The 26,594-nt window shown below is 68.6% G+C and carries 24 protein-coding genes; 11 read left to right on the forward strand and 13 right to left on the reverse strand.

What is annotated here, in order from left to right; all coding sequences use genetic code 11:
* Window positions 1–88: 88 nt before the first annotated feature.
* Window positions 89–1,009 carry a mycothiol synthase gene (mshD, locus tag ACIA5H_RS05840; protein ID WP_397074213.1) on the reverse strand — a complete coding sequence of 307 codons (921 nt, stop codon included), beginning with the start codon at window positions 1,007–1,009 and terminating at the stop codon, window positions 89–91.
* A 114-nt stretch (window positions 1,010–1,123) separates the two neighbouring features.
* Entirely contained in the window at window positions 1,124–1,888 is a 765-nt protein-coding gene (locus ACIA5H_RS05845; RefSeq protein ID WP_355076986.1) for a response regulator transcription factor, read from the reverse strand.
* 294 nt (window positions 1,889–2,182) lie between these two features.
* Here ACIA5H_RS05845 and ACIA5H_RS05850 point away from each other — a divergent pair, with 294 nt between their 5' ends.
* The 6 genes from ACIA5H_RS05850 to ACIA5H_RS05875 all read left to right on the forward strand — a co-directional run bounded on the left by ACIA5H_RS05850 (window position 2,183) and on the right by ACIA5H_RS05875 (window position 6,277).
* Window positions 2,183–2,983 carry an LmeA family phospholipid-binding protein gene (locus tag ACIA5H_RS05850; RefSeq protein WP_379250437.1) on the forward strand — a complete coding sequence of 267 codons (801 nt, stop codon included), beginning with the start codon at window positions 2,183–2,185 and terminating at the stop codon, window positions 2,981–2,983.
* A complete protein-coding gene (locus tag ACIA5H_RS05855) occupies window positions 2,980–3,423 on the forward strand; it encodes a thioredoxin family protein (protein WP_379250435.1) in 444 nt (147 codons plus the stop codon). The genes ACIA5H_RS05850 and ACIA5H_RS05855 overlap by 4 nt, the downstream gene beginning before the upstream one ends.
* A gap of 288 nt (window positions 3,424–3,711) precedes the next feature.
* Complete coding sequence (locus ACIA5H_RS05860) at window positions 3,712–4,206, forward strand: DUF4395 domain-containing protein (RefSeq protein WP_364425042.1); 495 nt, start codon at window positions 3,712–3,714, stop codon at window positions 4,204–4,206.
* A gap of 29 nt (window positions 4,207–4,235) precedes the next feature.
* A complete protein-coding gene (locus ACIA5H_RS05865) occupies window positions 4,236–5,069 on the forward strand; it encodes a sulfurtransferase (RefSeq protein WP_355076979.1) in 834 nt (277 codons plus the stop codon).
* Window positions 5,070–5,074: 5 nt separating this feature from the next.
* Window positions 5,075–5,380, forward strand: a complete 306-nt coding sequence (locus tag ACIA5H_RS05870) for a DUF1416 domain-containing protein (RefSeq protein WP_063023277.1) — start codon at window positions 5,075–5,077, stop codon at window positions 5,378–5,380.
* Window positions 5,381–5,569: 189 nt separating this feature from the next.
* Entirely contained in the window at window positions 5,570–6,277 is a 708-nt protein-coding gene (locus tag ACIA5H_RS05875) for an FABP family protein (protein WP_355076977.1), read from the forward strand.
* 475 nt (window positions 6,278–6,752) lie between these two features.
* Here the strand turns inward: ACIA5H_RS05875 and cydC are convergent, their stop codons facing one another.
* The 5 genes from cydC to ACIA5H_RS05900 form a co-directional block, all read right to left on the reverse strand.
* Window positions 6,753–8,462 (reverse strand): thiol reductant ABC exporter subunit CydC, encoded by a 1,710-nt coding sequence (cydC, locus tag ACIA5H_RS05880; protein WP_397074500.1) that lies wholly within the window; start codon window positions 8,460–8,462, stop codon window positions 6,753–6,755.
* 71 nt (window positions 8,463–8,533) lie between these two features.
* A complete protein-coding gene (locus ACIA5H_RS05885) occupies window positions 8,534–10,621 on the reverse strand; it encodes an ABC transporter ATP-binding protein/permease (RefSeq protein ID WP_397074217.1) in 2,088 nt (695 codons plus the stop codon).
* Between the two features lie 4 nt (window positions 10,622–10,625).
* Window positions 10,626–11,657 (reverse strand): cytochrome d ubiquinol oxidase subunit II, encoded by a 1,032-nt coding sequence (cydB, locus tag ACIA5H_RS05890; RefSeq protein ID WP_379250430.1) that lies wholly within the window; start codon window positions 11,655–11,657, stop codon window positions 10,626–10,628.
* Between the two features lie 9 nt (window positions 11,658–11,666).
* On the reverse strand, window positions 11,667–13,157 hold the full coding sequence (locus ACIA5H_RS05895; RefSeq protein WP_379250428.1) for a cytochrome ubiquinol oxidase subunit I: 1,491 nt from the start codon (window positions 13,155–13,157) through the stop codon (window positions 11,667–11,669).
* Window positions 13,158–13,333: 176 nt separating this feature from the next.
* Entirely contained in the window at window positions 13,334–14,197 is an 864-nt protein-coding gene (locus ACIA5H_RS05900; protein ID WP_397074502.1) for an aminodeoxychorismate lyase, read from the reverse strand.
* On the opposite strand from ACIA5H_RS05900, the gene ACIA5H_RS05905 reads away from it, so the two are divergent.
* The 5 genes from ACIA5H_RS05905 to ACIA5H_RS05925 all read left to right on the forward strand — a co-directional run bounded on the left by ACIA5H_RS05905 (window position 14,102) and on the right by ACIA5H_RS05925 (window position 17,705).
* Window positions 14,102–14,347: a hypothetical protein gene (locus ACIA5H_RS05905; RefSeq protein ID WP_355077071.1), complete on the forward strand. Its 246-nt coding sequence runs from the start codon at window positions 14,102–14,104 to the stop codon at window positions 14,345–14,347. The genes ACIA5H_RS05900 and ACIA5H_RS05905 overlap by 96 nt on opposite strands.
* An 89-nt stretch (window positions 14,348–14,436) precedes the next feature.
* On the forward strand, window positions 14,437–15,549 hold the full coding sequence (locus ACIA5H_RS05910; protein WP_379250427.1) for a YgfZ/GcvT domain-containing protein: 1,113 nt from the start codon (window positions 14,437–14,439) through the stop codon (window positions 15,547–15,549).
* A gap of 101 nt (window positions 15,550–15,650) precedes the next feature.
* Complete coding sequence (locus tag ACIA5H_RS05915) at window positions 15,651–16,367, forward strand: MOSC domain-containing protein (protein ID WP_397074220.1); 717 nt, start codon at window positions 15,651–15,653, stop codon at window positions 16,365–16,367.
* A complete protein-coding gene (locus ACIA5H_RS05920; protein WP_355076967.1) occupies window positions 16,364–17,317 on the forward strand; it encodes an asparaginase in 954 nt (317 codons plus the stop codon). The genes ACIA5H_RS05915 and ACIA5H_RS05920 overlap by 4 nt, the downstream gene beginning before the upstream one ends.
* 175 nt (window positions 17,318–17,492) lie before the next feature.
* Window positions 17,493–17,705 (forward strand): DUF3073 domain-containing protein, encoded by a 213-nt coding sequence (locus ACIA5H_RS05925; RefSeq protein ID WP_039794982.1) that lies wholly within the window; start codon window positions 17,493–17,495, stop codon window positions 17,703–17,705.
* Between the two features lie 149 nt (window positions 17,706–17,854).
* Here the strand turns inward: ACIA5H_RS05925 and purM are convergent, their stop codons facing one another.
* The 6 genes from purM to purF all read right to left on the reverse strand — a co-directional run bounded on the left by purM (window position 17,855) and on the right by purF (window position 26,449).
* Window positions 17,855–18,931, reverse strand: a complete 1,077-nt coding sequence (gene purM, locus ACIA5H_RS05930) for a phosphoribosylformylglycinamidine cyclo-ligase (protein WP_355076965.1) — start codon at window positions 18,929–18,931, stop codon at window positions 17,855–17,857.
* Between the two features lie 130 nt (window positions 18,932–19,061).
* Entirely contained in the window at window positions 19,062–20,750 is a 1,689-nt protein-coding gene (locus ACIA5H_RS05935) for an ABC transporter ATP-binding protein (RefSeq protein ID WP_397074223.1), read from the reverse strand.
* The gene (locus ACIA5H_RS05940; protein WP_379250419.1) at window positions 20,743–21,741 is read right to left on the reverse strand and encodes an ABC transporter permease; all 999 of its coding nucleotides are present in this window, start codon (window positions 21,739–21,741) and stop codon (window positions 20,743–20,745) included. Before ACIA5H_RS05940 ends, ACIA5H_RS05935 begins: the two co-directional genes overlap by 8 nt.
* Window positions 21,741–22,751 carry an ABC transporter permease gene (locus tag ACIA5H_RS05945; RefSeq protein WP_397074504.1) on the reverse strand — a complete coding sequence of 337 codons (1,011 nt, stop codon included), beginning with the start codon at window positions 22,749–22,751 and terminating at the stop codon, window positions 21,741–21,743. Before ACIA5H_RS05945 ends, ACIA5H_RS05940 begins: the two co-directional genes overlap by 1 nt.
* Before the next feature lie 125 nt (window positions 22,752–22,876).
* Window positions 22,877–24,448, reverse strand: coding sequence for an ABC transporter substrate-binding protein (locus ACIA5H_RS05950; protein ID WP_397074506.1), 1,572 nt, complete (start codon window positions 24,446–24,448; stop codon window positions 22,877–22,879).
* A gap of 411 nt (window positions 24,449–24,859) precedes the next feature.
* A complete protein-coding gene (purF, locus tag ACIA5H_RS05955; protein ID WP_355076960.1) occupies window positions 24,860–26,449 on the reverse strand; it encodes an amidophosphoribosyltransferase in 1,590 nt (529 codons plus the stop codon).
* Window positions 26,450–26,594 lie beyond the last annotated feature (145 nt).

Consider the following 26,594-nt stretch of genomic DNA (forward strand, 5'->3'; position numbering starts at 1 on the left):
AACGGAGAGTGAACAGCCCGGCGCGATTGCGCCTGGTAGATGTGACGTTTGCCGCAGTTTTACTGGCGCGCATCCATTCTGCCGCCTGTTATTCAACCTCCGCCGCCGCGTAGGCGACGTCGACATGTGCCGGAGCGAATCCGAGACGGGTATAAGTGCGCACTGCGGCGACATTGTCGGCCTCGGTGTAGAGCAGAACCTCGGCCAGCCCGCGCTCTCGCAGGTGATGCAAACCGGTCAAGGTGAGCAGCCGGCCGAGTCCGCGCCCTTGCGCCGCCGGATCGATGCCGACCACGTAGACCTCGCCGAGCGGCGGTTGCTCCGCGTGATGCACCTTGGTCCAGTGGAATCCCAGCAGACGATCAGGGGCCGCGGTGTCGAATGCCAGGAACAGGCCCGCCGGGTCGAACCACGACTCGTCACGGCGGATCTCGATGTCGCGCCGGGTCCACGCGCCCTGTTCCGGGTGCCAGGCGAAGGCGGCGCCGTTCACTCGCAGCAATTCCGCGTCGTCGGCGGGACCGGCGTAGGTGCGCAGCACGATGCCGTCCGGCACGGCCAATTCCGGTAGCTCAGGAGTTGCTAGAGACCGGCGCATCTGCCACAACTCACGCACGGTCCGCAGCCCGAGCCGCGCTGCGACGGCTTTGGCCGCCGGCCGGTCGCCGTGCGCCCAGACCCGCGCGCCCGGACCGCCCGCGGCCAGCGCTGCCGCGACCAGATCGGTACCGACGCCGTGACCGCGCCGAGCCGGGTCGACCGCGACCTCGGCCATAGCAGGGTGTTCGCCGTGGGCCGGAACGAGATTCGCGTAGCCGACGACGGCGCCTTCGCGCCGCGCGAGCAGATGGCGCGCTCCGGTATCCGCGCCCGAAGTCAGCGATAACACGGCCTGTTCCGAGACCGGGGCGACACCGTCGGCCTCGGTGGCGCGCGCGAGCAGATCGGTGACCGCCCGCGCGTCGCCCGCGTCGGGGCGGTCGGTCCACTGTGTCGTCGCGCCGCTCATCGGCCTCCGTTCATCGAGCCTGCGGACCCCGCATGGAGTCCACTCCTGGCAACGTCGTAGCGGCAGGTGGCATTTCGGCCCCGCCGAAGCGATGCGGGCACGGTCCGCCGACGATTACTGCACGGAGCCGTTGACCGGCGTGAGCGGTGAATCGTCGGTGCCCTCGTTGTCGTCGTCCGGAAAGCTCACCGGCTCCCCCTTGACCGCCGCGCGCGAGGGGCGCACGGCCTTGTAGCCGACATTGCGCACCGTGCCGATCAGCGACTCGTATTCGGTGCCGAGCTTGGCGCGCAACCGCCGCACGTGTACGTCCACGGTGCGCGTGCCGCCGAAGAAGTCGTAGCCCCAGACCTCTTGCAGCAGCTGCGCGCGGGTGAACACCCGGCCCGCGTGCTGCGCCAGATACTTCAGCAGCTCGAACTCCTTGTAGGTGAGATCGAGCGGGCGGCCACGCAGACGCGCCGTATAAGTGCCCTCGTCGATCACCAGCTCACCGAGGGTGATCTTGCCGGTGTTCTCCGGGCTGGCCACGCCGCCGTTGCGGCCGACCAGCAGCCGCAGCCTGGCGTCGAGTTCGGCGGGGCCGGTGCCGGGCAGCAGGATGTCGTCGAGTCCCCAGTCCGCGTTCACGGCGACCAGGCCGCCCTCGGTGAGCACCGCGACGACCGGCACCGAGGACCCGGTGCTGCCGAGCAAGCGGCACAGACCGCGGGCGGCGGCCAGGTCCGTCCTGGCGTCCACCAGCGCGACATCCGCCGTGCCTGCCTCGAGCAGCGAGGCCACCTCCGTGGGCGCAGGGCGCACGTTGTGCGCGAGCAGCGCGAGCGAGGGCAACACCGACTCGGGGTTGGGGTCGGAGGTAAGCAGGAGCAGCTCCACGGGCCCTCCTCCCATCTCGTAGCCACGTGGATGCGGCAGCACCGCCGCGGCCACGTCGCTAATCACAGGTAATCGGATGCAAGATTAGCGCGTAACAAGGCATGACCACGCATTCCGGGGTCGGCGAGCGCACCGGAGGACACTCGGGAGCCCCGCCCGGGCCAACCGATATGGTGCGTACATGGGTTACGCATCGGGCATGCCCGCCGCCGGCGAGGCCCCCGAGGCGGTAGCCGAACGCGCGCCGCGCGGCTCCCGGCCGCCGCGGCCCGAGACCCGGAGAGACGGGGGAGCATGCGCAAGCTGATCATCGGCCTGCTGTGTCTGGCTGGGTTCGCCGTCGTCGTCGACTTCAGTACCGCGGCCTATTCGGAGTATCGCGTGTCCCGAGCGCTGCGCGACGGCGCCGATCTCACCGCCGATCCCGAAGTGACGATCCACGGTTTCCCCTTCCTCGGCCAGTCCTGGGACAGCCGCTACGACCACGTGGAGATCCGGGCCCGCGCGAAGCGACTGGACATCCCGGGAGAGATCGCGCTCGAGGCGACGCTGACCGGGGTGCGGCTGCCGGTCGGCGAACTCGTCGACGGCAGCCTGCGCGGCGTCCCGGTGGAGCGCGTGGACAGCCGGTTGCGGGTGGAGCCGACCGAACTCGGCAGGCTGTTCGCCATTCCCGATCTGCAGGTGCACTCGCGGCCTGCCGACAAGTCCGACGGGACCGGCGGATCGGGCGGTTCCGGCATGACCACCACGGGCGCACTGGTGCTCACCGGAACCATGCCGGAGACGCCGGGCGCGCAGTACGGCGGTGAAAAAGTCAGCGTGCAGGCCGATCTGCTGCTCGACGGCGATCAGGTGAAGATCGTGGCGACCGGGTTCTACCGCGGCCCGCCCGGCACCGAGACCATGCCTGTGGCGGTGATCACCGAGGCCGATCGCCCGGCGGTCCTCGCCCGCTTCACCCGTACCATCGACACCAAGGAGTTGCCGTTCGGTGTCCGGCCTACCAAGGTCTCCGCTCAAGGCGGTCAGATCGTCGTGGAGGGCAAGGGCGTGAACGTCACGATCGACCTCGACCGATTGCAGCGACCATGATCCAAGTCACCATCCTCGCAGTAGTACTGCTCGCCGCGCTGGCGGTGGGCGTCCTGCTGCGCCGGCGCGACGGCAAGATCCGCGCGGCCGACGGCATCGACCTGTCCCACACCGCCCGCGCGGAACTGCTGGCGTCCGTCGGCGTGACCGGCGCCGGTCCCGCGGTACTGCATTTCTCCGCCGAGTGGTGCGGACCGTGCTCCGCTGTTCGCCGGGTGGTTGCCAACGTCACAGGCCAGCTCGCGGGCTCACCGCAGCCGCCGCAGGACATCGAGGTGGACATCGACGCCGAGCCTGCGCTCGCCCGGGAGCTGAACGTGCTCTCGCTGCCCACCACGTTCGTCTTCGACATCGCGGGCAGGGAACGGTTCCGCATCTCCGGCGTGCCCAAGGCCACGGATCTGCACTCCGCGCTCGAGCCGCTGACCGCGGCGGCCTGAGCTGCGACGACAAGCCCCCTGGACGGAAGTGATCCACCCCGGGTCCATATTCTCCCGCCGAATTGGGTAAACTGCTGACGTGCTTACCAACCACGAGCTGATGCTCACCCGACGCCGCACAGTGGATCTGTGTCGGCTCGGTGGTTGTTGCTGCCTGTGCCGCTGAGCGGTCGGCTTTTCCGGATTTCCTGACGCCGACCCCTGTCCGCCGCGCGAGCGATCTCACGATCCCCCGGCGAATTGGCAAATTTTCAGTCATCGGACTTATTCAGCGCAGGAGTACGCACAATGTCCACCGAGATCCGTAATACTTCCGAAGCGATCCCCGTTTCTTCCGACCGGGTCGACGTGCGCGGACCACGATTCGCCGCATGGGTGACCACCGGCGTCCTCGTCGTGGTGCTGCTCGCCGCCGCGTTCTCGCCGGTCGCCGCGGGGGTGTTGATCGCCCTGCAAGCAGTCGTCTTCGCGGTCGGCGCCGCCCTCGGCCCGCGCCGCCACCCCTACGGCCGGATCTACGCGGCCGTCGTCGCGCCGCGTCTCGCGCCGACCACCGAGACCGAGCCGACGGCCCCGCTGCGGTTCGCGCAGTTGCTCGGTTTCGTGTTCGCGGCCGTCAGCCTGCTGGGCTTCGCGCTCGGCTCCACGATCGTCGGCGCGGTGTTCGCCGGCTTCGCCTTGTTCGCGGCGTTCCTGAACGCGGCGTTCGGGCTCTGCCTGGGTTGCCGGATCTATCCGCTGGTAGCCCGCCTCCGCCGGACCCCGTCACCGGCATCGAACTGACCCTGCACGTCATCTCTGAAAGGAAAACAATGGCTCGCTCCGATGTCCTGGTCTCCGTTGACTGGGCCGAAGAGAACCTCAACGCCCCCGGCGTCGTGTTCGTCGAGGTCGACGAGGACACCTCCGCCTACGACGGTGGTCACATCGAGGGTGCCGTCCGGCTCGACTGGAAGAAGGACCTGCAGGATCAGGTTCGTCGCGACTTCGTGAACCAGGAGCAGTTCTCCGACCTGCTCTCGGCGCGCGGCATCTCGAACGACGACGAGGTCATCCTGTACGGCGGCAACAACAACTGGTTCGCCGCGTACGCCTACTGGTACTTCAAGCTGTACGGCCACAACAACGTCAAGCTGCTCGACGGCGGTCGCAAGAAGTGGGAACTCGACGGCCGTCCGCTGTCGACCGAGCCGGTGAACCGGCCCGCCACCCAGTACAAGGCGTCGGCGCCCGACCTGAACATCCGCGCCTTCCGTGACGAGGTCATCGCGGCCATCGGCACCAAGAACCTGGTCGACGTGCGTTCGCCCGACGAGTTCAGCGGCAAGATCCTGGCGCCCGCGCACCTCCCGCAGGAGCAGAGCCAGCGTCCCGGCCACATCCCCGGCGCCATCAACGTGCCGTGGAGCAAGGCCGCGAACGAGGACGGCACCTTCAAGTCCGACGCCGAGCTGACCGAGATCTACCAGGAAGCCGGCCTGGACGGCGAGAAGGAGACCATCGCGTACTGCCGGATCGGCGAGCGTTCCTCGCACACCTGGTTCGTGCTGCAGGAACTGCTGGGCCACCAGAACGTCAAGAACTACGACGGCAGCTGGACCGAGTACGGCTCGCTCGTCGGCGCTCCGATCGAGTTGGGAGAGTAATCCATATGTGTGCAGCACCTACCCAGGGCCAGGCAATCCCGGCCGGTGTCGACGTGGAGAAGGAGACGGTCATCACCGGCCGTGTCCTGAGCACCGACGGCCAGCCGGTGGGCGGGGCGTTCGTGCGCCTGCTCGACGGCAACGGTGATTTCACCGCCGAGGTCGTCGCGTCGGGCACCGGTGACTTCCGGTTCTTCGCGGCTCCCGGCTCGTGGACCGTCCGCGCGCTGTCCTCGGCGGGCAACGGCTCCGCCGAGGTGCGCCCCGAAGGCGCGGGCATCCACGCGGTGGACGTCGCGGTCGCCAAGTAAGACCTCGCAGTCGTCGAACGGCCCCGGTCGCTTTCCGCTCCGCGGAAGCACCGGGGCCGTTTGCGCGCCGCGAAAGCGGGGTCGTTAGACTCGAAACGTGGTCCTCTTCTTCGAGATTCTGCTGGTGGCCGTGGCCGTCCTGATCGGCTGGTTCGGCCTCTACGTCTTCTACCGGCTGTTCACCGAATCATGAGCGAACTCGCGAGCGAAGGTTCCAATCCGGCCGAGCGAGCGAGTGAACAACTGAACGGCAACGCTCCGGCTGATTCCGCCGGTCGCCGCAGCGGCGACCAGGCCGTAGCCGAGGCTGCCGAACGGGCGAAATCGACCGGTGCCCGCAACATCCCGGTCCTACCGGATCTTCCGCTGCCCGAGGACACGGCCAACTTGCGCCTCGGCCCGGACCTCAGCGCCTCGATGCTCGCGCTGCTCCCGCTGGTGGGCGTGTGGCGCGGCGAGGGGGAGGGCAACGATCCCGAGCGCGGGGACTACCACTTCGGCCAGCAGATCGTCGTCTCACACGACGGCGGCGACTATCTCGCCTGGGAATCCCGGTCCTGGGTCATCGAGGCCGACGGCGCCTACGGCGGCCCCGACTTGCGCGAGAGCGGCTTCTGGCGGGTCGGCATCGACGGCAACGACGAGGTCATCGAACTGCTGCTGTCACACAGCGGCGGCATTGTGGAGCTGTTCTACGGGCAAGCGCTGTCCCAGTCGTCCTGGGAGCTGGCCACCGACGTGGTGATCCGCAGCCAGTCCGGCATCGTCGTGGGCGGCGCCAAGCGCCTCTACGGCATCGTCGAGGGCGGCGACCTGGCCTACGTCGAAGAACGCGTGGTAGCCGACGGCCCCCTCCAACCCCGCCTCTCGGCCCGCCTCCAGCGCTACATCGGCTGAGATTTCCTCCTCGCCAGCACGGAACCCCGCCGCGCTCGACGCTGCCCAACGCAATCGCAGGCTAGCCGCAGCGGAACGCAGTACGTGGTCTGCTGCAACGCCTGACCGACTCCACCCCAACGCAACACCCGATCTCGCGAGCACATGGGTAACTCACCGGGAACGCCCAAAACCCACCCAAATCCCCGACGCAGGCCCTGTGACCAACCCACACCCCACCCCACTGGTACAGCCTGAATACCCGGAGAGGCGGAACAGAACAGCCCCCGAGCCATACCGGTGCGATTGTGGTCGCACGGGTCCGGTCGGACGGACCGGGGCTCGGGGGCCGGGTGACTGCCTGGAATTCGCTAGCGCTCGCGCGGGCGAAATCCACCTGCAGCGGTGGCGCTAGCGGACAGCCACCTCACGTGTCCTATGAATAATCATTCTTCGAACCACCTCCTTCCTGTGTACGAACGAATCTAGCGATGCGTCAGTAGCTCGGCAACGGATTTTCTCGTTGGGCTGAATCGGCGCTGCCACATGGCGTTCCGTGCCCCGCGAAGTCCGTCGTGACCTGCCCTGATGCGGATACTCGCAGCACCGCGTCGGCCCGATGGTCTTCCGGGAGCTGATGCGTGACGACGACCACGATCCGATCCGGTTCCACGAGACCGCTGTCGGCGTCCAACAGGTCGCGCAGCAGCTTCGCCCCGGCTTCGGCTTCCAAGTGCTCGGTCGGTTCGTCGAGCAGCAATACCCGCGCCGGTGACACCAGGGCGCGCGCGAGCAGGATCCGGCGACGCTGGCCACCCGACACGGCGGCCGCTCCCCCGACGAGATCGGTGTGCACACCCTGCGGAAGCCCGTCCAACCAGTTCCCGAGACCGACCGTTCGCAAAGCTTCTTCGGCTTCTTCCGCGGTCAGATCACCGCGGGCGACCCGCAGATTCTCCAGCACGGAGGTGCCGAACAGGTGCGCGTCTTCGGCGAAGAAGGTGACGCCGGGGCGCGGCGTGTCGAACAACCCGGCCCACTTCATGAGCAGAGTCGTCTTGCCCGCGCCGCTTGGGCCGACCACCGCGATCCGCCGTCCGCAGGGCCGTTCCGGCACATGGGCGTCGATGGGAGGAGTCCGAGCGACGTTCGCCGCGTCTTCGGCATGTGAGGGGCGGGTGGTCTGCCGCGCCGACGGGCCGACCGACGCGCTCGGGGGCGAATCGGGGTCGAGTCCATCCAGGCGATGCAGGGCCGCGCGGGCCGTGGTCAGCGTCTGCGCCGCCGTGGGCAGCGGGCCGACCGCTTCGAAGGCCGACAAGGGCAAGAGGACCAGGACGACGAGCGCCATGGGCGTCATCGCGCCTGGCGAGCCGCCGTCCGGGCCGTAGAGGGTGATGCCGATCAGCAGCGCGCCGAGGACAGCCGCGCCGATGGACAGGGGCGTGGCCGCGGCCGACCAGGCGCTGCGCGCGGCCGCCCGGTCTTCCGCGGCGACCGCACGGCGCGACGCTTGCCCGGCCGCGGCGAGGGCGGCATCCAGGCGACCGGCTACGCGTAGTTCCGCGGCGTGGTCGAGCATGGTGAGGGCCGCAGCGGTGAACTCCGCCCGGTCGGCCCGCACGGCCCGTTCCGCCTCGGACGCCGCCTTGGCCGACAACCACGGTGCGACGATGCCCGAGAGGACCAGCGCACCCGCCAGGATCGCGGCGGCGGCAGGCGAGATCGTGGCCAGCAGAGCGACGGCGGCGAGTGAGAGCACGAGGGCGACCGCGACCGGCACGAACGCGCGGACCACCACGGCACCCAAGTCGTCGATGTCGCTGCCGATCCGGACCAGGAGATCTCCGCGGCGCAGCGGCTTGCCCGACCGATCGCCGCCACTCGGCGACACCTCGGGTCGGCGCAGCCAGAAATCCGAACGAGCCAGCGTCCGGTAGACCGTGGTTCGCGCTGTTGTCATAGCGCGCAGTGCGACGTCGTGCGTGGCGAGACGTTCCAGGTACCGGCACAAGCCACGGGAGATGCCGAGCGCGCGCACCGCCACCACGGCGATGCTCAGATCGAGCACCGGCGGCATCTGCCAGGCGCGCGCGATCAGCCAGGCCGCCAACGCGGCGAGCCCGAGCCCGCTGCCGAGCGCCAGCACGCCCCATCCGATCGCCACCGCGACCCGCCAACGGGACAATTCGAGCAGCGCCCACATTCGGCGCAGATCACCGGGCACCGTGCAACCGGTGGCACGCGGAACGGCCCGCGTCGCGCGTCCGCCGGTGTTCATCCCGGCACCTCCTCTCGCGAGGTGCGCAGGTCCGCGCGCACCTGCACGACATGGTCGGCGGCGGCCAGCACGGTCGGGCGGTGGCCGACGACGACGACCGTCGCGCCCATACGGGCCCTGGCTTGGAGTGCGGCCAGCACGGTGGCTTCGGCGGCGGCGTCGAGGTGCGCGGTCGGCTCGTCCAGCAGCAGGATCGGGCGATCGGTGGCCAGCACCCTGGTCAGCGCGAGGCGTTGGCGTTGACCGAGCGACAGGCCGACGCCGCCGGGGCCGACCACCGTGTTCCAGCGCTCGGGTAGGTCATCGAGCACGGCATCGAAACCGGTTGCCAGACAAGCGACTTCGAGATCATCGGGGACGCGTGCCGGGCCGTGTGCGGCGTGGTCCACCGTGCGCGCGCCGAGCAATTCGAGGTTGTCGCGCAATGTGCCGGGCACCAGCACCGGCCGCTGCGGCAGCCAAGCCACACGCGCCCACCATTGGTCCTGGTCCAGTTCGCGGACGTCCACTCCGTCGACGGTCACGGCACCTCGGTCGGGTGTGATCAGGCCCAGAATCGCCTGTATCGCGGTAGATTTACCGCTTCCGTTGGGACCGGCGAGCACCGTGAGGGCACCGGGCCGCAAGATCGCCGACAGGCCCGCGGGAGCGAACCCGTCCCGCGCCTGGACCGACAGGTCGCGGAGTTCGACCGTGCCGGGGCACTCGGAGCTGCTGCGGCGAGCCGTCACCACGGCTTCCTCCGGCAAGGCACAGCGGTCGCATGCACCGGCGCGCGCCGACTCGTCCCGCACCGCACCGATGAGCGCCGCCCCCTGCACGCCCCGGCTGTGCAGCGACTCGACCGGCTCGTGGTCAGGCGCCGTCGCCGTGCCGGAGTCCTGGGGACTGCTGCGGCGAGCCGTCACCACGGCCTTCTCCGGCTCGGTGCGTCGACAGTCGCATGTACCCGCGTGGGCCGACTCGTCCGGTGCGCCCACACCGGCGTGCGCCGCCGCTCGCCGCGCGCCGCGGCCGGGTAGCCGCTCGGTCGGCTCGCCGGGCGTGGACTCGAGGATCGCGAACGCTCGGTCCGCGGCCGCCATACCGTCCTGGGCGGCGTGGAAACGTTCGCCCACCATACGCAGCGGCAGATACACCTCCGGGGCGAGCACCAGCACCACCAAGCCCGCGTAAAGACTCATCTCACCGAAGACCAGTCGCAGCCCGATGGAGACCGCGATCAGTGCCACGCTCAGCGTGGCGAGCAACTCCAGCACCATGGAAGACAGAAAGGCGATGCGGAGCGCGCCCATGGTGCGCCGGCGCAGCGCGTCGCCGAGATCGCGAACACGGTGCCGCATGGTGTGCGCGTGTCCGGTCGAACCGCCCGTCCCGGTGTCGTTCCGCTGGCCCCGCGCAGTGGGCTCGGGTTCTGCGTCGCCGGTCTCCCGGCCGAGCGCACGCAATGTCGGCATGCCCGCGAACAGATCGAGCATTTGGTCCGACAGCCGGGTGGTGGCCGCGAGCGTGGCTTCCGCCCGGCCCTGGGTCAGCAGCCCGATGAGGATCATGAAGATCGGGATGAGCGGCAAGGTGATCACCACGATCACACCGGAAGTCGCATCGTGGGCCGCGATGACCGCGAGCACGATCGGCGGAACCAGCACCGCCAGCAGCAGAGCGGGCAGGTAGCCGACGAGATATCCGCGCAGCCCGGACAGGCCCGAGCCGACGACCACGGCCAATTCGGTTCGACGCGCGTCGAGTTCGCGAGGCGACAGCCGTGCGCCCGCACCGAGCACCGCGCCTTCCAGCTCCGCCACCACGCTCGCGCCCGCTCGGTGCGCCAGCCGGGACTGCGCCCACGTGGCGAGCACCCGGGCCGCGATCGCGACCGCGAGCACGACGAGTTCGACCGTCCATGCGCCGAGCGTGCGCGCACTCGGATCGGTGACCACCCCGGCGAGCACCCGCCCGATCGTCACCGCCGCGACCACGATCGCGCCGGTGACGACCAGCGACAGCGCGACGCTCAGCGCGAGGTAGCTGCGCGCCGAGCGGGCATAACGCCACAGGCGCGGATCGATCGGCGGGCGGGCCATGGCGTCAATCCTGCGCGACCCGCAGGGGCAGGCCGACCGGGGGCGGGATCTGCTCGACGGTGATGCGCTTGCGGAACACCCAGTACGTCCAGCCCTGGTACACCAGCACGACCGGCGTGACCAGCGCGGCGGCCCAGCTCATCACCTTCAGCGTGTACGGCGTGGAGGACGCGTTGTAAACCGTCAGGTCGAACGCCGCATCGATCGTCGAGGGAAGCACCGCGGGGAACAGCGAACCGAACAGCAGCGCGGTCGCCGCCGCGACGGTCACCGTGGTGCCGGTGAACGCCCACCCGTCGCGCTGCGCGAGATCGGCCGCCGCCGCCACGACCAGACCGAGCACGGCCAGCCCCAATGGGATCCAGGTCCAGCCGTTCCCGTAGGCCAGCTGCGTCCACAATCCGAATCCGCCGACGACGACCACGGTCGGGACCAGCAGCAGCCGAGCGGTGCGTCGTGCGTCGTCGCGGACCTCGCCCGCGGTCTTGAGCACCAGGAACATCGCTCCGTGCAGCGCGAACAGCAGTCCGGTCGCCAGCCCGCCGAGCAGGGCGTAGGGCCCGAACAAGTCGGCGACCGAGCCCGCGAACTGCTTCTTCTCGTTCAGCGGGACACCGTGCACCACATTGGCGAACACCCAGCCCCACGCCAGCGCCGGAACCCAGGAGCCGATGCCGATGCCGATGTCGCAGCGGGCCCGCCAGCGCGGATCATCGATCTTGCCGCGGTACTCGATGGCGCAGATCCGCAGGATCAGCGCGACGAGCACCAGCAGCAACGCCAGGTAGAAGCCGGAGAACAGGCTTGCGTACCACTCCGGGAACGCCGCGAACATCGCGGCGCCCGCGGTGATCAACCAGACTTCGTTGGCGTCCCACACCGGCCCGATCGTGTTGAGCACCGCGCGCCTGCGCCGGTCGGACCCCTTGCCGAGGATCGGCATGAGCATGCCGACGCCGAAATCGAAGCCCTCCAGCACGAAGTAGCCGGTGAACAGCACACCGATCAGGACGAACCAGAACTCTTGCAAACTCATCGCCGGCTCCTAGTAGGCGAACGAAAGTTGTTCGACGGCGGGCTCTTCGAGGCGGCGGTCGCCCGAAGTCGTATCCGTGTCGTGCGGCTCGGCGGCGGGCGCCGCCGGATCCGGTCCGTGGATCACGTACCGGCGCATCAGGAAGAACCACACGAACGCGAGCGCGCCGTACAGCAGCGTGAAGGTGATCAGCGAGAACAGCACGACGCCCGGCGCGTGATCGGAGACGCCCTGCTGAACGGTGAGGCGCAGATTCGGGTCGCCGGTTGGGTTGGGCGCGACCACCCAGGGCTGCCGCCCCATCTCGGTGAACACCCACCCGGCGCTGTTGGCCAAAAACGGGGTGGGGATGGCCAGCAGGCTCAGCCAGGCGAACCAGCGCTGGTCCGGCACTCGTCCGCGGCGGGTCAGCCAGAGCCCGGCCAGCGCGAGCAGCACCGAACCCGCCGACAGCCCGATCATGGCACGGAACGACCAGTAGGTGACGAACAGGTTGGGCCGGTAGTCACCGACACCGAACTTCTCGTTGTAGGTCTTCTGCAGGTCGACGACGCCGTCCAGCGTCACACCGGTGAACTCCCCCTTCGCCAGCCAGGGCAGCACATAGGGCACTTCGAGCACGTGCGTCACGCTGTCGCAGTTGTTGTGCGTGCCGACGGTCAGCACGGAGAAATCGGGGTCGAGGGCGGTGTGGCACAGCGATTCCGCCGAGGCCATCTTCATCGGCTGCTGCTCGAACATCAGCTTGCCCTGCACGTCGCCGGTGTAGACCAGAGCGGCCATCGCCGCGATCACCACGACGATGCCCGCACGCGCGGCGGGCCGCCACATCTCGCGCGCGTCAGCCGATTTCGCCTCGTCGCCACTGCGCGCGTTGCGCACCATCCACCAGCCGGCGATGCCGACGACGAAGGTGCCCGCCGTGAGGAAGGATCCGGCCACCACGTGCGGGAAAGCCGCCAGCAAGGTGTTGTTGGTGAGCACCTTCACGATGCTCTCCAGCTCCGCGCGACCGGTTTCCGGGTTATAGCGGGCGCCGACCGGATGCTGCATGAACGAGTTGGCCGCGACGATGAAGTACGCCGAGGCGTTCACGCCGATCGCGACCATCCAAATCGCACCGAGGTGCAACAGTTTCGGCAACCGGGTCCAGCCGAAGATCCACAGTCCGAGGAAGGTCGACTCCATGAAGAAGGCGATCAGCCCTTCCAGCGCGAGCGGGGCGCCGAACACGTCACCGACGAAGCGGGAGTACTCGCTCCAGTTCATGCCGAACTGGAACTCCTGCACGATGCCGGTCGCGACGCCGAGCGCGAAGTTGATCAGGAACAGCTTGCCGAAGAACTTCGTCAGCCGCAGCCAGTGCTGCTTGCCGGTGACGACCCATGCCGTCTGCATGGCAGCGACCAGCGGCGCGAGACCGATGGTCAGCGGCACCAGCAGGAAGTGGTAAACGGTTGTGATGCCGAACTGCCATCGGGAGATGTCCAAGGCGTTCAAGCCGACCTCCTGCGTGTCTACGACATGTCGTAGTAAAGCCTACGCCGGAGCAGACCTCGAAAAATGAGTCCTAGGCCACGCCACCAGGGCTGATACGGCCTGTTCGGCCTGTTTTCCGTGCTCATCACCGCCCCGTGCCCGCCCGAGTAGGACGGAGATCACGGAGCGGCGCACACTCACCAGTCGCCGATGGCTCCTGCCCGCTCGATACCGCGATCGACCAGCCCGATGATCTCTTCGGCGTTGTCCGGCGCGGACATCCGCAGCCCGTCCAGCGAATTCACCCGCGCCGCAAGCGAAATGCTCGACAGCATCCAGATGCTGTCGCAGGTGAGCAGGTCGGCGGTGAACAGCGAGTCGTAGCGGCATTGCCAGCCGGCCTTCTCGGCTTCGGCGAACAGCGCGCGCTGGGTGACGCCGGGCAGCACCCCGTTCTTCGCGGGCGGCGTGATCAGCTGCTTGTCGCGGGCGATCACCACGGTGGATCGCGGCCCCTCCAGCACCCGGTTCTCCGTGCTGGTGAAGATCACGTCCTCCGCGCCCATCCGCGCGGCGAACCGCAGGGCGGCCATATTGGTGGCATAGGACAGCGTCTTGGCACCGAGCAGTTGCCATGGCGCCGCTTGCGCGAGGTCGACCGAGATGCCCCGCGACAGGCTCACCACGGCGACGCCCTCGGTGCGGGCCTTCTCGACGCGCTCGGGCACCGGCACCACGAGCACGAAAGCGGTCGGCACGGGCACGGCGGCGGCGAGGTCACCGGTCTTGACCTTGTCGGGCGTTGCGGCCAGCTCGGAGTCGCGCCCGCGGGTGAGCACCAGCCGCATCACGCCTTCGCGCTCGCTGCCCCACTCCTTGGCGGCGGTCTCCACCGCCTCGCGCCATTTGCCCAGTTCCGGCTCGGGCAGATCGAGCGCCTGGGCGGAGCGGCGCAATCTGCCTAGATGAAATTCGATCGCACACGCGACGCCCGCGCGCACGAGCACCGTTTCGAAGACACCATCGCCACGCAATACGCCAATATCGTCCGCAAACAACAACGGCGCATCCGCATCCCGGACCGCGCCATCGAGAGTTACCAGAACTCGATCCACCATGCGACGAGCGTAGGCGGTGTGAGCGGACAATGCCTATGTCACGGCCGCTTTTGCCAGACCTTTTGTGCAGCCGCCCCACGAGGCCCGCTGTAATGCTCGGACAATGCCGATCGGCTATGCCGTTCTCCGGCGCCCTGGCCCGGTTCGCGCACCGCCGGGCGGGCCCGCCTAGAGTGGGAGAGGTGTCCGTGGTCGTTGCGCCCAGCCCCATCCTCAGTGTGTCGGGAGCCGTCGCGGGAGCGGCGGGTTCGCCCGACGCCGCCGTCGCGTGGCATTACGGCGATCCGTTCGGCGAGCAGCGCGCCGCGACGCAGCGCGCCGCGATCGTCGACCGGTCACACCGATTCGTACTGCGCATCACCGGCGCGGAGCGGCTCTCCTGGTTGCACACCATCTCCAGTCAGCATGTCGCCGCCCTCGGCGACGGGCAGTCCGCCGAGAACCTCGACCTGGATTTGAACGGCCGGGTCCAGCATCACTTCGTGCTCACCGAACTGGACGGCGCCGTCTGGATCGATACCGAAGCCGAGCGCGGACCCGACCTGCTCGCGTTCCTGCAGAAGATGGTCTTCTGGGCCGATGCCAAACCCGAAGCCGCCGACCACGCGGTACTCAGCCTGCTCGGCCCCGGAGTGGCAGACCTGGCCGAAACACTCGGCATCACCGCCCTTCCCGGCGTGTACGAGGCGACGCCGCTGCCCGGCGGCGGATTCCTGCGCCGGATGCCGTGGCCGACGGCCGACTCCTTCGACTTGGTCGTCCCGCGCGATCAGCTGACCGGCCTGTGGGGCCGGCTCACCGCGGCAGGCGCCGTTCCCGCCGGAATGTGGGCGTTCGAGGCATTGCGCGTCGCGGCCGTCCGGCCGCGGATCGGACTGGACACCGACGATCGGACCATCCCGCACGAGGCCCGCTGGATCGGCGGCGTCGCCGAACACGGAGCCGTCCACCTGGACAAGGGCTGCTACCGCGGCCAAGAGACGGTGGCCAGGGTGCACAACCTCGGCAAGCCGCCGCGGCACCTGTTGCTGCTGCACCTGGACGGCTCGGCGGACGAGCGCCCGGTCATCGGCGACGACGTCACCGCCGGCGGCCGCGCGGTCGGCAGGCTCGGCACGGTCGTCGACCACTTCGAACTCGGCCCGATCGCCCTCGCGCTGGTCAAGCGCGCGGTTCCGGCCGACACCGCGCTGGTCGCCGGCCCGGTCGCGGCGTCCATCGATCCCGATTCGATGCCCTCCGACGACGAACCGCAAGCGGGCCGGCTCGCGGTCGACCGGCTGCGTGGGCGCTGACCTGTTGACCGGCCACCGGCGAACGGGACGTTTTCCTCAGCCGACATCCGCACTCTTGCTCAGCGCCGAGCTCCCCATTCGCGACGAGAGGAGCGCCGTTCATGCGCGTCGGTGATTCCGGAGAGGTGCTCGCGGCGTGCGTCGTGCACGCCGATATCGAGGTACCGGGAAGAGTCGGTCGCAGCGCCATCGACAAGCGCCCGGCGGCGGGACGAGTCGCGGTACGCGCCCTCGGCTTGGACGGCGATCACGTCTGCAACACCAAGCATCACGGCGGCGTGCACCAGGCCGTCTACGCCTACGCCGACGAGGACGCCCGCCGCTGGGGCACGGAGCTCGGCCGGGAACTGCCCGCGGGCTGGTTCGGCGAAAACCTGCGCGTGCGTGGCCTTCCGGTCAGCGACTCGGTGATCGGCGCGCGCTGGGCGGTCGGTGACACCGTGCTGGAGGTGAGCGCTCCGCGCGTGCCGTGCGCCACGTTCCAGCACTGGAGCGGCGAGCAGCAGTGGGTCAAACGGTTCGCCCTGCGCAGCGATACCGGCGCCTATCTGCGGGTGCTCACCGAGGGCACGATCGCGGCGGGCGACCGGATCTCGGTGGTGCACGTCCCCGAGCACGGCATCACGGTCCGCGATCTGTTCACCGGCGCCGATCCGGATCTGCTGGCGATCCTGCTCGCCGACGAGCCGACCATCTCCGACGACGTGCGCATGCAAGTGGAACGGCACGCGCGCAGGCATGGCAACGCCGTGCGCGCCACCGCGCACCGGCACGCGACGACGAGCACCGACGACATCGGCACGGGAGCGAAATCGTGAGTGTGGAACTGGTCGAAGTGGTCCGCTCGGGCTTCCGTGAATGCGTGCACCGCGGCTCGGTGGTGGTGCTCGACGCCGCGGGCGAGCCCACCCTCGAACTCGGCGAAGTGCACCTGCCGATCTTCCCGCGCTCGACGAACAAGCCGATGCAGGCGATCACCCTGCTGCGCAATGGTTTCCAGCCGGTCGATGACGCCGAACTGGCGATCGCCACCGCCTCGCACTACGGCGAACCCGACCATGTCGCGCTGGTGCGCAGGCTGCTGGACCGGTTCGGCCTGCCCGAATCCGCCCTGGCCTGCCCGGCCGATCTGCCGTACGACGAGGGCGCCCGCACCGCGCTGCTGTCCGGCGGAGGACAACCCCGCCCCATCTACATGAACTGCTCGGGCAAACACGCGGCGATGCTCGCGACCTGCGCGATCAACGGCTGGCCGACCGAGGGCTACCAGGACCGGGCGCATCCGCTGCAGCGCGCGGTGATCGCGACCGTGGCCGACCTGACCGGCGAGCCGGAAGCCGATCTGGGCATCGACGGCTGCGGATTGCCGATCATCCCGGTCTCACTCGTCAACCTCGCGCGGGTGTTCTCGACCATCGCGACGGCCGAGCCGGGGAGCCCGGAACGCCGGGTCGCCGACGCGGTGCGCGCGCATCCGCGAGTGATTTCCGGCACGAACGCGCCCGATCTGCTGACCATGCTGGCCACTCCCGGGCTGGTGTGCAAGATCGGCGCGGATGGTGTGCACGCGGGCGCGCTGCCGGACGGATCGGCTTTCGCGTACAAGATCGAAGACGGCCACGATCGCGCGCGAATGCCGCTGACGCTGGCGATTCTGCATCGAATGGGAATCGAGTGGACCGATGCGCACGCGGAGCTGGCGGCCCCCGCGGTGCTGGGCGGGGGTATCCGAGTCGGTGTGATTCGTGCTATACCCGGGGTCGTCTAGGTATTCCACGGCAGGGCGACAAGCGGGCAAACGGCACTGGTTCCGGAGTTCTTCACCCACTCCTGGAAGCGAGACCGCCGGACACACGCTAAAGTGTCTGTCAGGAAGAGTATTAATTCGAACGGGGCCGCCACCAAACCCCAGGCCGCCCCGCTGTGACGCGAGGGGGTCAGCCATGGGCCGTGGCCGGGCTAAGGCAAAGCAGACCAAGGTCGCACGCGAGCTGAAGTACAGCTCGCCCACGACCGACTTCGCGAGCCTTCAGCGCGAGCTTTCGGGAAGCCCCAACTCCCAGCGGAGTGGTGGTGTGCTGTCCGATGAGCACGACGCGGACGACTCCTTGTCCCGCTGGGACGAGGACGACGACTACGACGACTGGCGCCGCTGACTCGGATTTACGTCTGAAGGGGGAGGCCGACGGGCCTCCCCCTTCGATCGTTGTCGCGGGTTGACGTCTCTGGCGCCGAAAAGGCTTGCAACACACCGGAGTCCCGCATCGTACATAGATGCGGGACTCTCACGTGTCTTCGCCGCGAATCAGAACCGCGGATGCTCACCCACCAGCACGGCGCGCGCGGCGTCGGCGTCCTTGGCCTTCTTGACCGTGCCCAGCGTCCAGCACTCGATATGCCGTGCGGTCAGCACCGCCAGCGCCCGGTCCACATCCTCGGGAGCGACGACGGCGACCATGCCGACGCCCATGTTGAACGTCTTCTCCATCTCGGGCCGCTCGACCCGGCCGCGCTGGGCGATCATCTTGAACACCGGCGCCGGGTTCCAGGTGCCTCGATCCAGCTCGGCCACAATGCCCGCGGGCAGCACCCGGGCGAGATTGGCCGCCAAGCCACCGCCGGTGACGTGGGCGAACGTGCGCACATCGGTTTCGGCGATCAGCGCGAGGCAGTCCTTGGCGTAGATCCTGGTCGGCTCGAGCAGTTCCTCGCCCAGGGTGCGGCCGAACTCCTCGACGTGGCCGGTGAGCGACATGCGATCGATCTCGAGCAGCACCTTGCGGGCCAAGCTGTAGCCGTTGGAGTGCAGTCCCGAGGACCCCATGGCGATCACCACGTCGCCGGGACGGACCCGGTCGGGTCCGAGCACCGCGTCGGCTTCGACCACGCCGATGCCGGTGGCGGACAGGTCGTAGTCGTCCGGATCCATCAGCCCGGGATGCTCGGCGGTCTCGCCGCCGAGCAGCGCGCACCCGGCGCGCACACAGCCCTCGGCGATGCCGGATACGAGTTCGGCGACCTTCTCCGGGACGACCTTGCCGATGGCGATGTAGTCCTGGAGGAACAGCGGCTCCGCGCCGCAGACCACGAGATCGTCCACCACCATGGCCACCAGGTCGAGGCCGACGGTGTCGTGTTTGTCCATCGCCTGCGCGACCGCGATCTTGGTGCCGACGCCGTCGGTGGAGGCCGCCAGCAACGGTTCCCGGTAGCCGCCCTTCAGCGCGAACAGCCCGGCGAAGCCGCCGAGGCCGCCTTGGACCTCGGGCCGGGTCGCCTTCTTCGCCAATGGCCCGAACAACTCGACTGCGCGATCACCTGCCTCGATGTCCACGCCTGCCGCGGCGTACGAAGCACCACCACTGGGGGTCTGTTCAGTCATTTTCGGGGAAAGCTCCAAACCGAATCGGCGGATAGATGCCTGCTCACGCTACCGGAGCCGGATAACGACCCCGCACCGGTGTTGGCTCGCCCTCTTGACAATAGGGCAGAGCCAACCGTAAAGCGGACGATCAGTCCGTCTCGTCGCCATCGAACCCCGCGGCCTGTGCCCGGCGGTGGCGTTGCCGCACCGGATCCGGTACCGGCACCGCGGCGACCAAGCGGCGGGTGTACTCCTCCCGTGGGGCGCGCAGGATGCGATTCCGATCGCCCGCTTCCACCACCGCACCGTCGCGCAGCACCACGATCCGGTCGGCGAGCTGGTCGACCACGGCCAAGTCGTGGCTGATGAACAGGCAGGCCCAGCCGCACTCGCGCTGTAGCTGACCGAACAGCTCCAGCACCGCGGCCTGCACCGAGACGTCCAGCGCGCTGGTCGGCTCGTCGGCGACCAGCAGGTCCGGGTCGAGCACCAGCGCGCGGGCGAGGCTGGCACGCTGACGCTGCCCGCCGGACAACTCGTGCGGGTACCGGCGTTCGACGCCCGCGGGCAACCGCACGTCGTCGAGTAGCAGGCGCACCCTGGCGCGAATCTCCGCCGAGTTGCCCGCCTTGTGCACGAGCAGCGGTTCGGACACGCACTCGCCCACGGTGAGCCGGGGATTCAGCGAACTGGCCGGGTCCTGGAAGACGAATCCGAAGCGCCGCCGAATCGGTCGCAGCTCGCGCTGTGACAACCCCACGATGTCCTGCCCGCGCACTCGCACCGTTCCGGAGGTGGGCCGTTGCAGCGCCGCGACGCAGCGGCCGATGGTCGACTTGCCCGAGCCGGACTCACCGACCAGGCCGAGCGTCTCGCCGGGACCGATGCGCAGACTCACGCCGTCGACAGCGCGGAAACGCGGCCTGCCGAACGGGCCGGGAAATTCGACCACCAGATCACGGACCTCGAGTACCGGATCGCCCTCGGTCTCGGCACTGTCGGGCGGGCCGTGCTCGATCTGCTCGGTACCCAGGTGCGGGACCGCGGCAAGCAGGGCGCGGGTGTAGTCCGCCGTGGGACGCGCGAACAGTTCGTCCACCGGCGCCTGCTCGACCACCGCTCCGTCGCGCATCACCACCACGCGGTCGGCGATGTCGGCGACCACGCCCATGTTGTGGGTGATCAGCACGATCGCGCTGCCGATCCGGTCGCGCAGGTCCCGCAGCAGGGCGAGGATCTCGGCCTGCACCGTGACGTCCAGCGCCGTGGTCGGCTCGTCGGCGATGATCACCTTCGGCTCGCAGGCGATGGCGATGGCGATCACCACGCGTTGTTTCTGCCCGCCGGAGAGCTGATGCGGGTAGTAGTCCACCCGGTGCTCCGGATCGGGCAACCCGACCAGGCGCAGGAGTTCCACCGGCCGCGCCTTGGCCGCCTTCTTGGTCAGGTCGGTGTGGGCGCGCAGCGCCTCGCCGATCTGGAAGCCGACGGTGAACAGCGGGTCCAGGGCCAGGCCTGGTTCCTGGAACACCATCGAGATCGCGCCGCCGCGCAATGCGGTGAGCTGCCTCTCGTTCATCGTGGTGACCTGCTCGGTCCCCAGGGTGACCAGGCCGCGCACCGTGGCCGTCTCCGGCAGCAAGCCCATCGCGGTGCGTGAGCTCACGGACTTGCCCGAACCGGACTCCCCGACGATGGCCAGCACTTCGCCGGGGTAGACCTCGTAGGAGACGTCGGTGACCGCGTGCACCGGCCCCGCGTCGGTGGCGAAGGTGACCGACAACGATTCGATGGACAGGGCGGGGCGGCCCCGCTCCGTCGCGGAGGACTCAGGCATCGGTCGCGTCCTTTCCGCCGCCGTCCGGTCCGGCCACCGCCGCGGCGCGGCGGGTGCGCAGGACGGGGTTCAGCACTTCGTTGAGGCTTTCACCTACCAAGGTCATGCCGAGCACGACGAGCACGATGGCGACACCGGGAAAGATGCCCGTCCACCAGATGCCGTTGGACACGTCCGGCAGCGCTTTGTTCAGATCGAAACCCCATTCCGCGGCCTGGGTCGGTTCGATGCCGAAACCGAGGAAACCCAGGCCGGCCAGGGTGAGGATGGCTTCCGACCCGTTTAGCGTGATGATCACCGGCAGCGATTGAGTGACATTGGCCAGGATGTGCCGGAACAGGATTCGCGTGGTCGACGCGCCGGTTACCCGCGCCGCGTCGACGTACGGCTCCTGCTTCACGGCCACGGTCGCGTTGCGTACCACCCGGAAGTACTGCGGGACGAAGACCGCCGTGATGGCCACCGCCGCGGACAGCACACCGCCCAGGCTGGTCGAGCGACCGCCCGCGACCACGATGGACACCACGATCGCCAGCAACAGTGTCGGGAACGCGTACATGGCGTCCATGAACAGCACGAGCAACCGGTCCGGCCACCGGCCGACGTAGCCGGACAGCAGTCCGAGCGGTACCCCGATCAGCAGCGAGAGCAGCAGGGAGATCGTGATCACCCACAAGGCTGTCCGCGCGCCATAGATCACCCGGGAGAACACGTCTTCCCCGCGCACCGAGGTGCCGAACCAATGCTCGGCCGACGGTGCTTGCTGGCGAACGAAATCGACGCCGTCGGCGGCACTCTGGGCGAATCCGTACGGTGCGATCAGCGGGGCGAAGAGCGCGGCGACCACGAAGACACCGACCAGAGCCAGTCCGAGGACCAGCGTCGCACGCTGCAAACCGGAGGTCATCGAGAACAACCGGAGGCCGGGTACACCCCGCCGCGCCGCGGGTGGCGTGACCAGGGTTTCGTTCAGCAGTTCCGGAGCCGTCATCAGAACCTCACCCTCGGATCGATCAGCGCCACCAGGACGTCGACCAGGAAGCTCATCACCGCCACGATGAGCGCGATGAACGCGACGATGCCCTGCACGGCGATGAAGTCGCGCGCCGAGAGGTATTGCGCGAATTGATAGCCGAGGCCTTTCCACTCGAACGTGGTCTCGGTGAGCACCGAGGCGCCGAGCATCATGGCGATCTGCATGCCCATCACCGTGACGATCGGGATCAGCGCGTTGCGGAAGGCATGCCGCCCGGTCACCACGCGGCGGGACAAGCCACGGGCCCGTGCCGCGTCCACGTAGTCGGCGCGGAGGGTCTGGATCAGGTTGATCCGCACCAGCCGCAAGAAGATGCCCGCGGTGAGCAAGCCGAGCGCGATCGCGGGCAGCACGGCGTGTTCCAGCACGTCGATCAGGTATCCGGCGTCGCCGTAGAGGATCGCGTCGATCACCATGATGTTGGTCTTCGGCGAGACGTGTTGCAGCCGCAGTTCCACGTTGGTGCTCGCCCGGCCCGCCACCGGCAGCCAGCCGAGTCGCACCGCGAACACCAGCTTCAGCAGCAGGCCGACGAAGAACACCGGCGCGGCGTAGAACAAGATGGCCAGCAACCGCAACGTGGTGTCGGCGGCGGAATCCCGCCGGGTGGCAGCGTACCCGCCCAGCGGGACGCCGATCGCGAACGCGACCACGAGTGCCCAGCACACCAGTTCCAGCGAGGCGGCGCCGTAGGTGACCACCACCTCGCTGATCTCCCGGTTGTCCTGGGAGCGACCGAGATCCCCGTGCAGAAGCCCGGACAGATAGTCCCAGTACTGGGTCAGCATCGGCCGGTTCAGCCCGGCCGCCTCCTTGCGCGCCTCGATCTGTTCCTGGGTCATGCGTCCGCCCATCGCCGCGCTGATCGGGTCGCCGACCACGCGCATCAGGAAGAACACGACCGTGACCAGAATCCACGCGGTCACCGGAATCAGCAGCAGGCGGACGCCGAGATAGCGCAGCAACGCGCCGTGGCGAGAATCGTCGCCACCCTTGCCGGTTCGCCGCAGGGCGAAGGGCCGGGCCCGGACGGGTGTCGGCGCGATGTCCGCCGATGTGGTCGTCCCGGGCCCGGCCGGACCGCCGGAACTCACTTGCTCAGCACCGTATAGCGGAACTTGAACGATGCGTCGAGCGTCTGTTCCACACCCCGCACCCCGGTGGCGGAGACCGCGATCTGCTTGCCGGACAGCAGCGGAACGATCGGCAGGAAGTTCTGCGCGAGATCACGCTGCACCTGCTGGATCTGCGCGAGCCGCTTGTCCTTGTCGGGCTGGGTCGCCTGGGCGATCAGCTGGGCGGAGATGCCGGGGTCTTCGAAATGCGACTGCAGGAAGTTGTTCGGCCCGAAGAACGGGGAAAGGTAGTTGTCCGGGTCCGGGAAGTCCGGGAACCAGCCGAATTGGAAGAGCGGGTAGCCATCACGGGCGCGTTCTCGCTGGTAGGTCACCCATTCGGTGGATTGGAGATCGACCTTGAACAAACCCGTGGCCTCCAGTTGCGACTTGATCGCCCCGTACTCCTCGGAGCTGCTGGACCCGTAGTGGTCGGGGTTGTACTGGAGATTCAGCTCGACCGGCGTCGCGACCCCCGCGTCGGCGAGGAACTTCGCCGCCTGGTCCTTGTTCGGCTGGGGGCCGTAGATTTCCTTGAACGGCTCGGCCGCGCCCGGCATGCCCTGCGGCACGGACGAATACGCGGGCAGGTAGGTCTTCTTGTAGACGCCGTCGGCGAGCGCGGCACGGTCGACGGTGGCCGCGACGGCCTTGCGCACGGCCAGTTTCTGCGCGGGCGTGCCACCCGGCATGGTGTTCAGATTGAACACGATGTAGCGCAGTTCCCCGCCGGGACCCTCGTGCACGGCGACCTTGCCATCGTTGCGCAGCGACTCGATGTCGGTGGGCGTGAACGACCGATATCCGACGTCGAGCGAACCGTTCTGCAGGTCGAGCTTCATGTTGTCGGTGGTGGCGTAGTACTTGGTGGACACCGTCTCGGTCTTCGGCTTGCCGAGGATGCCGTTGTAATCGGCGAACGCCTGGTACTCGACGAGTTTGTTCTTGTCGTAACTGGCGATGGCGTACGGGCCGGAGTAACCCTTGGCCTTCACCACGTCCTCGTCCGGCATCACCTTGTCCGGCGCGTATACCTTCTCGTCGACGATCGGCCCGGCCTGGGTGGGCAGGATCGCGGGAAAGGTCTGGTCGTCGGCCACCTTCAACGTGAACGCGACGGTGCGCGGGTCCACTACGTCGGTCTTCTCCAGGTTGCCGAGCAGCGAGGCGGGACCGTTCGGGTCGTTGATCCGCAGCATCCGGTCGAAGGAGAACTTCACGCTGGTCGCGGTCAGCGGGTTGCCGTTGGCGAACTTCAGGCCGTCTTTCAACGTGCAGGTATACACCGTGGGCGTGGTGAACTCGCACTTCTGGGCCGCGTCCGGCTTCGGCGTCGCGTCACCGGGTGCGAAGTTGAGCAGGTACTGATAGATCTGCGTCTCGGCGACCAGCGACCCGTTGTCGTAGGCGGCCGCGGGATCGAGCGAGAAGATCTTGTCGGTGGTGCCCGCCACCAAGCCGCCGCCATCACCGCCCTCCCCGGTTCGCCCGGAACCGCATCCCGCCAGCACCGAACCCGCCAATGCCAGCAAGCCGACGGCCGCGATGGTTCGCGTCCCGATCTGTCGCCCCAACCTCGAATTCCTCATCACGGCCCCACTTCTCGAGCGCCGCACGCGTTGCCCTGGATCGCAGGCCCGGTGCGGACACGGGTGAACTTCCGATCTGATCGGCACCGTACCTACGAAGCATTTTCGGCACGTTACGTTTTCGAAGAAAATCCGCGGCGCTCTCAGCAGGTGTTATGCGCGGCGACTACGACCGGCCCAAAAACCGGTCGTACGTCCAGAATCGCCGGACGGTGCACGGCGCGATGTCTCGAGCAGGCCACATCACGGCGCGCGACAGCAACCGACCGTACCCACAAACGCATCGGTGGAAACCATCACGCGCCGAAGCGATCGGCCTTACGGCGATTACCGAGAGTCGGTGACCGCCCGGCGCACATGATCAGCGATTCACGGACGGCTCAGCGCGCTCGCATTCGCGTTGTCGCCCAGTAGCTCGGCCTCGGTCTGACCGGTGAGCATGCCCTCGAGCACGTTCTTCCCGATCGCGGCCTCGGTGGGCAGCGGGATCGGATAGTTGCCGTCGAAACACGCGGCGCACAGCCGCGAGCGCGGCTGTTCGGTGGCGGCGATCATGCCGTCGAGCGAGATGTAGCCGAGGGTATCGGCGCCGATCGACCGGCGCACGCCCTCGACCATGTCCGCGACGTCGCCCTCGGTGCCCGCGCCGTTGGCGATCAGTTCCGCCCGCGAGGCGAAGTCGATGCCGTAGAAGCAGGGCCACTTCACCGGCGGCGAGGCGATCCGCACGTGGATCTCCAACGCCCCCGCCTCGCGCAACATCCGGATCAGCGCGCGCTGGGTGTTGCCACGCACGATCGAGTCGTCCACGACGATCAGGCGCTTGCCGCGGATGACCTCGCGCAGCGGATTGAGCTTGAGCCGGATGCCGAGCTGACGGATGGTCTGGCTGGGCTGGATGAACGTGCGGCCGACGTAGGCGTTCTTCATCAGGCCCTGGCCGTAGGGCACGCCCGACCCCTGCGCGTAGCCGACGGCGGCCGGTGTGCCGGATTCGGGAACCGGGATCACCAGGTCGGCGTCGACCGGGTGCTCCTTCGCCAGGCGACGGCCGATCTCCACCCGGGTGGCGTGCACCGACCGGCCCGCGATGGTGCTGTCCGGCCGCGCCAGGTACACGTATTCGAAGACGCAGCCCTTGGGCTCGGGGTTGGCGAAGCGCATCGAGCGCACGCCGTCGGCATCGATCGCCAGCAATTCGCCGGGTTCGATCTCGCGGACGAAGGCGGCGCCGACGATGTCCAGCGCGGCGGTCTCACTGGCAACGACCCAGCCACGCTCCAGCCTGCCCAGGCACAGCGGGCGCACGCCGTGCGGGTCGCGCGCGGCGTAGAGGGTGTGCTCGTCCATGAAGGTCAGGCAGAACGCGCCCTTCAGGGTGGGCAGCAGTTCCATCGCGGCCCGCTCGATGCTGGAGTCGGCGGCGGCGTGCGCGAGCAGCGCCGTGACCACGTCGGAGTCGGAGGTCGCCGCGGCGGGCTGCGGGCGCCCGCCCCGGACGGAGGCGAGCAGGCCGAGTTCCCGTGCGCGGCCCGCCAATTCGGCGGTGTTGACCAGATTGCCGTTGTGCCCCAAGGCAAGTCCGGAGCCCACCGCGGTGGTGCGGAAGATGGGCTGAGCGTTCTCCCAGGTCACCCCGCCCGTTGTGGAGTAGCGACAGTGACCGACGGCGATGTGACCCGGCATGGCCGCCAGCGTCTGCTCGTCGAACACCTGGCTGACCAGACCGAGATCCTTGAACACGAGGATCTGCGAGCCGTCCGACACCGCGATGCCCGCCGCCTCCTGTCCACGGTGTTGCAGAGCATAAAGCCCGTAATACGTGAGTTTCGCCACTTCTTCGCTCGGCGCCCAGACTCCGAAGACTCCGCACTCCTCGCGCGGCTCGTTCTCGTCGACGTCCGGGGTGGGACACGAGGCGGCGGAAATGCTCTGGACCGGCAGTTCGGCGTTGGTCACCGTTTGCTCCCTGTTCGGGCGGGCTGGGGGCAGATTTCATTCTACGGATGCCACGGCGGTGCCCGCGCACCGCCGCCGCATCCGAGCAGCAATTCCAGGTGACCGAAGCGGGGTCGCCGCGACGCCTTCGGCTGTTACGGTGCGG

The sequence above is a fragment of the Nocardia sp. NPDC051900 genome, assembly GCF_044452545.1.
GTDB lineage: Bacteria > Actinomycetota > Actinomycetes > Mycobacteriales > Mycobacteriaceae > Nocardia > Nocardia sichangensis.

Excerpts from the sequence above, each read along its gene's own strand:
- ACIA5H_RS05870 (WP_063023277.1), top strand. The coding sequence starts at position 5,075 with ATGTGTGCAGCACCTACCCAGGGCCAGGCAATCCCGGCCGGTGTCGAC.
- ACIA5H_RS05865 (WP_355076979.1), top strand. The coding sequence starts at position 4,236 with ATGGCTCGCTCCGATGTCCTGGTCTCCGTTGACTGGGCCGAAGAGAAC.
- ACIA5H_RS05925 (WP_039794982.1), top strand. The coding sequence starts at position 17,493 with ATGGGCCGTGGCCGGGCTAAGGCAAAGCAGACCAAGGTCGCACGCGAG.
- ACIA5H_RS05850 (WP_379250437.1), top strand. The coding sequence starts at position 2,183 with ATGCGCAAGCTGATCATCGGCCTGCTGTGTCTGGCTGGGTTCGCCGTC.
- ACIA5H_RS05860 (WP_364425042.1), top strand. The coding sequence starts at position 3,712 with ATGTCCACCGAGATCCGTAATACTTCCGAAGCGATCCCCGTTTCTTCC.
- ACIA5H_RS05905 (WP_355077071.1), top strand. The coding sequence starts at position 14,102 with ATGAAATTCGATCGCACACGCGACGCCCGCGCGCACGAGCACCGTTTC.
- ACIA5H_RS05855 (WP_379250435.1), top strand. The coding sequence starts at position 2,980 with ATGATCCAAGTCACCATCCTCGCAGTAGTACTGCTCGCCGCGCTGGCG.
- ACIA5H_RS05940 (WP_379250419.1), bottom strand. The coding sequence starts at position 21,741 with ATGACGGCTCCGGAACTGCTGAACGAAACCCTGGTCACGCCACCCGCG.
- ACIA5H_RS05935 (WP_397074223.1), bottom strand. The coding sequence starts at position 20,750 with ATGCCTGAGTCCTCCGCGACGGAGCGGGGCCGCCCCGCCCTGTCCATC.
- ACIA5H_RS05875 (WP_355076977.1), top strand. The coding sequence starts at position 5,570 with ATGAGCGAACTCGCGAGCGAAGGTTCCAATCCGGCCGAGCGAGCGAGT.
- cydC (WP_397074500.1), bottom strand. The coding sequence starts at position 8,462 with ATGTGGGCGCTGCTCGAATTGTCCCGTTGGCGGGTCGCGGTGGCGATC.
- ACIA5H_RS05885 (WP_397074217.1), bottom strand. The coding sequence starts at position 10,621 with ATGGCCCGCCCGCCGATCGATCCGCGCCTGTGGCGTTATGCCCGCTCG.
- purM (WP_355076965.1), bottom strand. The coding sequence starts at position 18,931 with ATGACTGAACAGACCCCCAGTGGTGGTGCTTCGTACGCCGCGGCAGGC.
- cydB (WP_379250430.1), bottom strand. The coding sequence starts at position 11,657 with ATGAGTTTGCAAGAGTTCTGGTTCGTCCTGATCGGTGTGCTGTTCACC.
- ACIA5H_RS05915 (WP_397074220.1), top strand. The coding sequence starts at position 15,651 with ATGCGCGTCGGTGATTCCGGAGAGGTGCTCGCGGCGTGCGTCGTGCAC.
- mshD (WP_397074213.1), bottom strand. The coding sequence starts at position 1,009 with ATGAGCGGCGCGACGACACAGTGGACCGACCGCCCCGACGCGGGCGAC.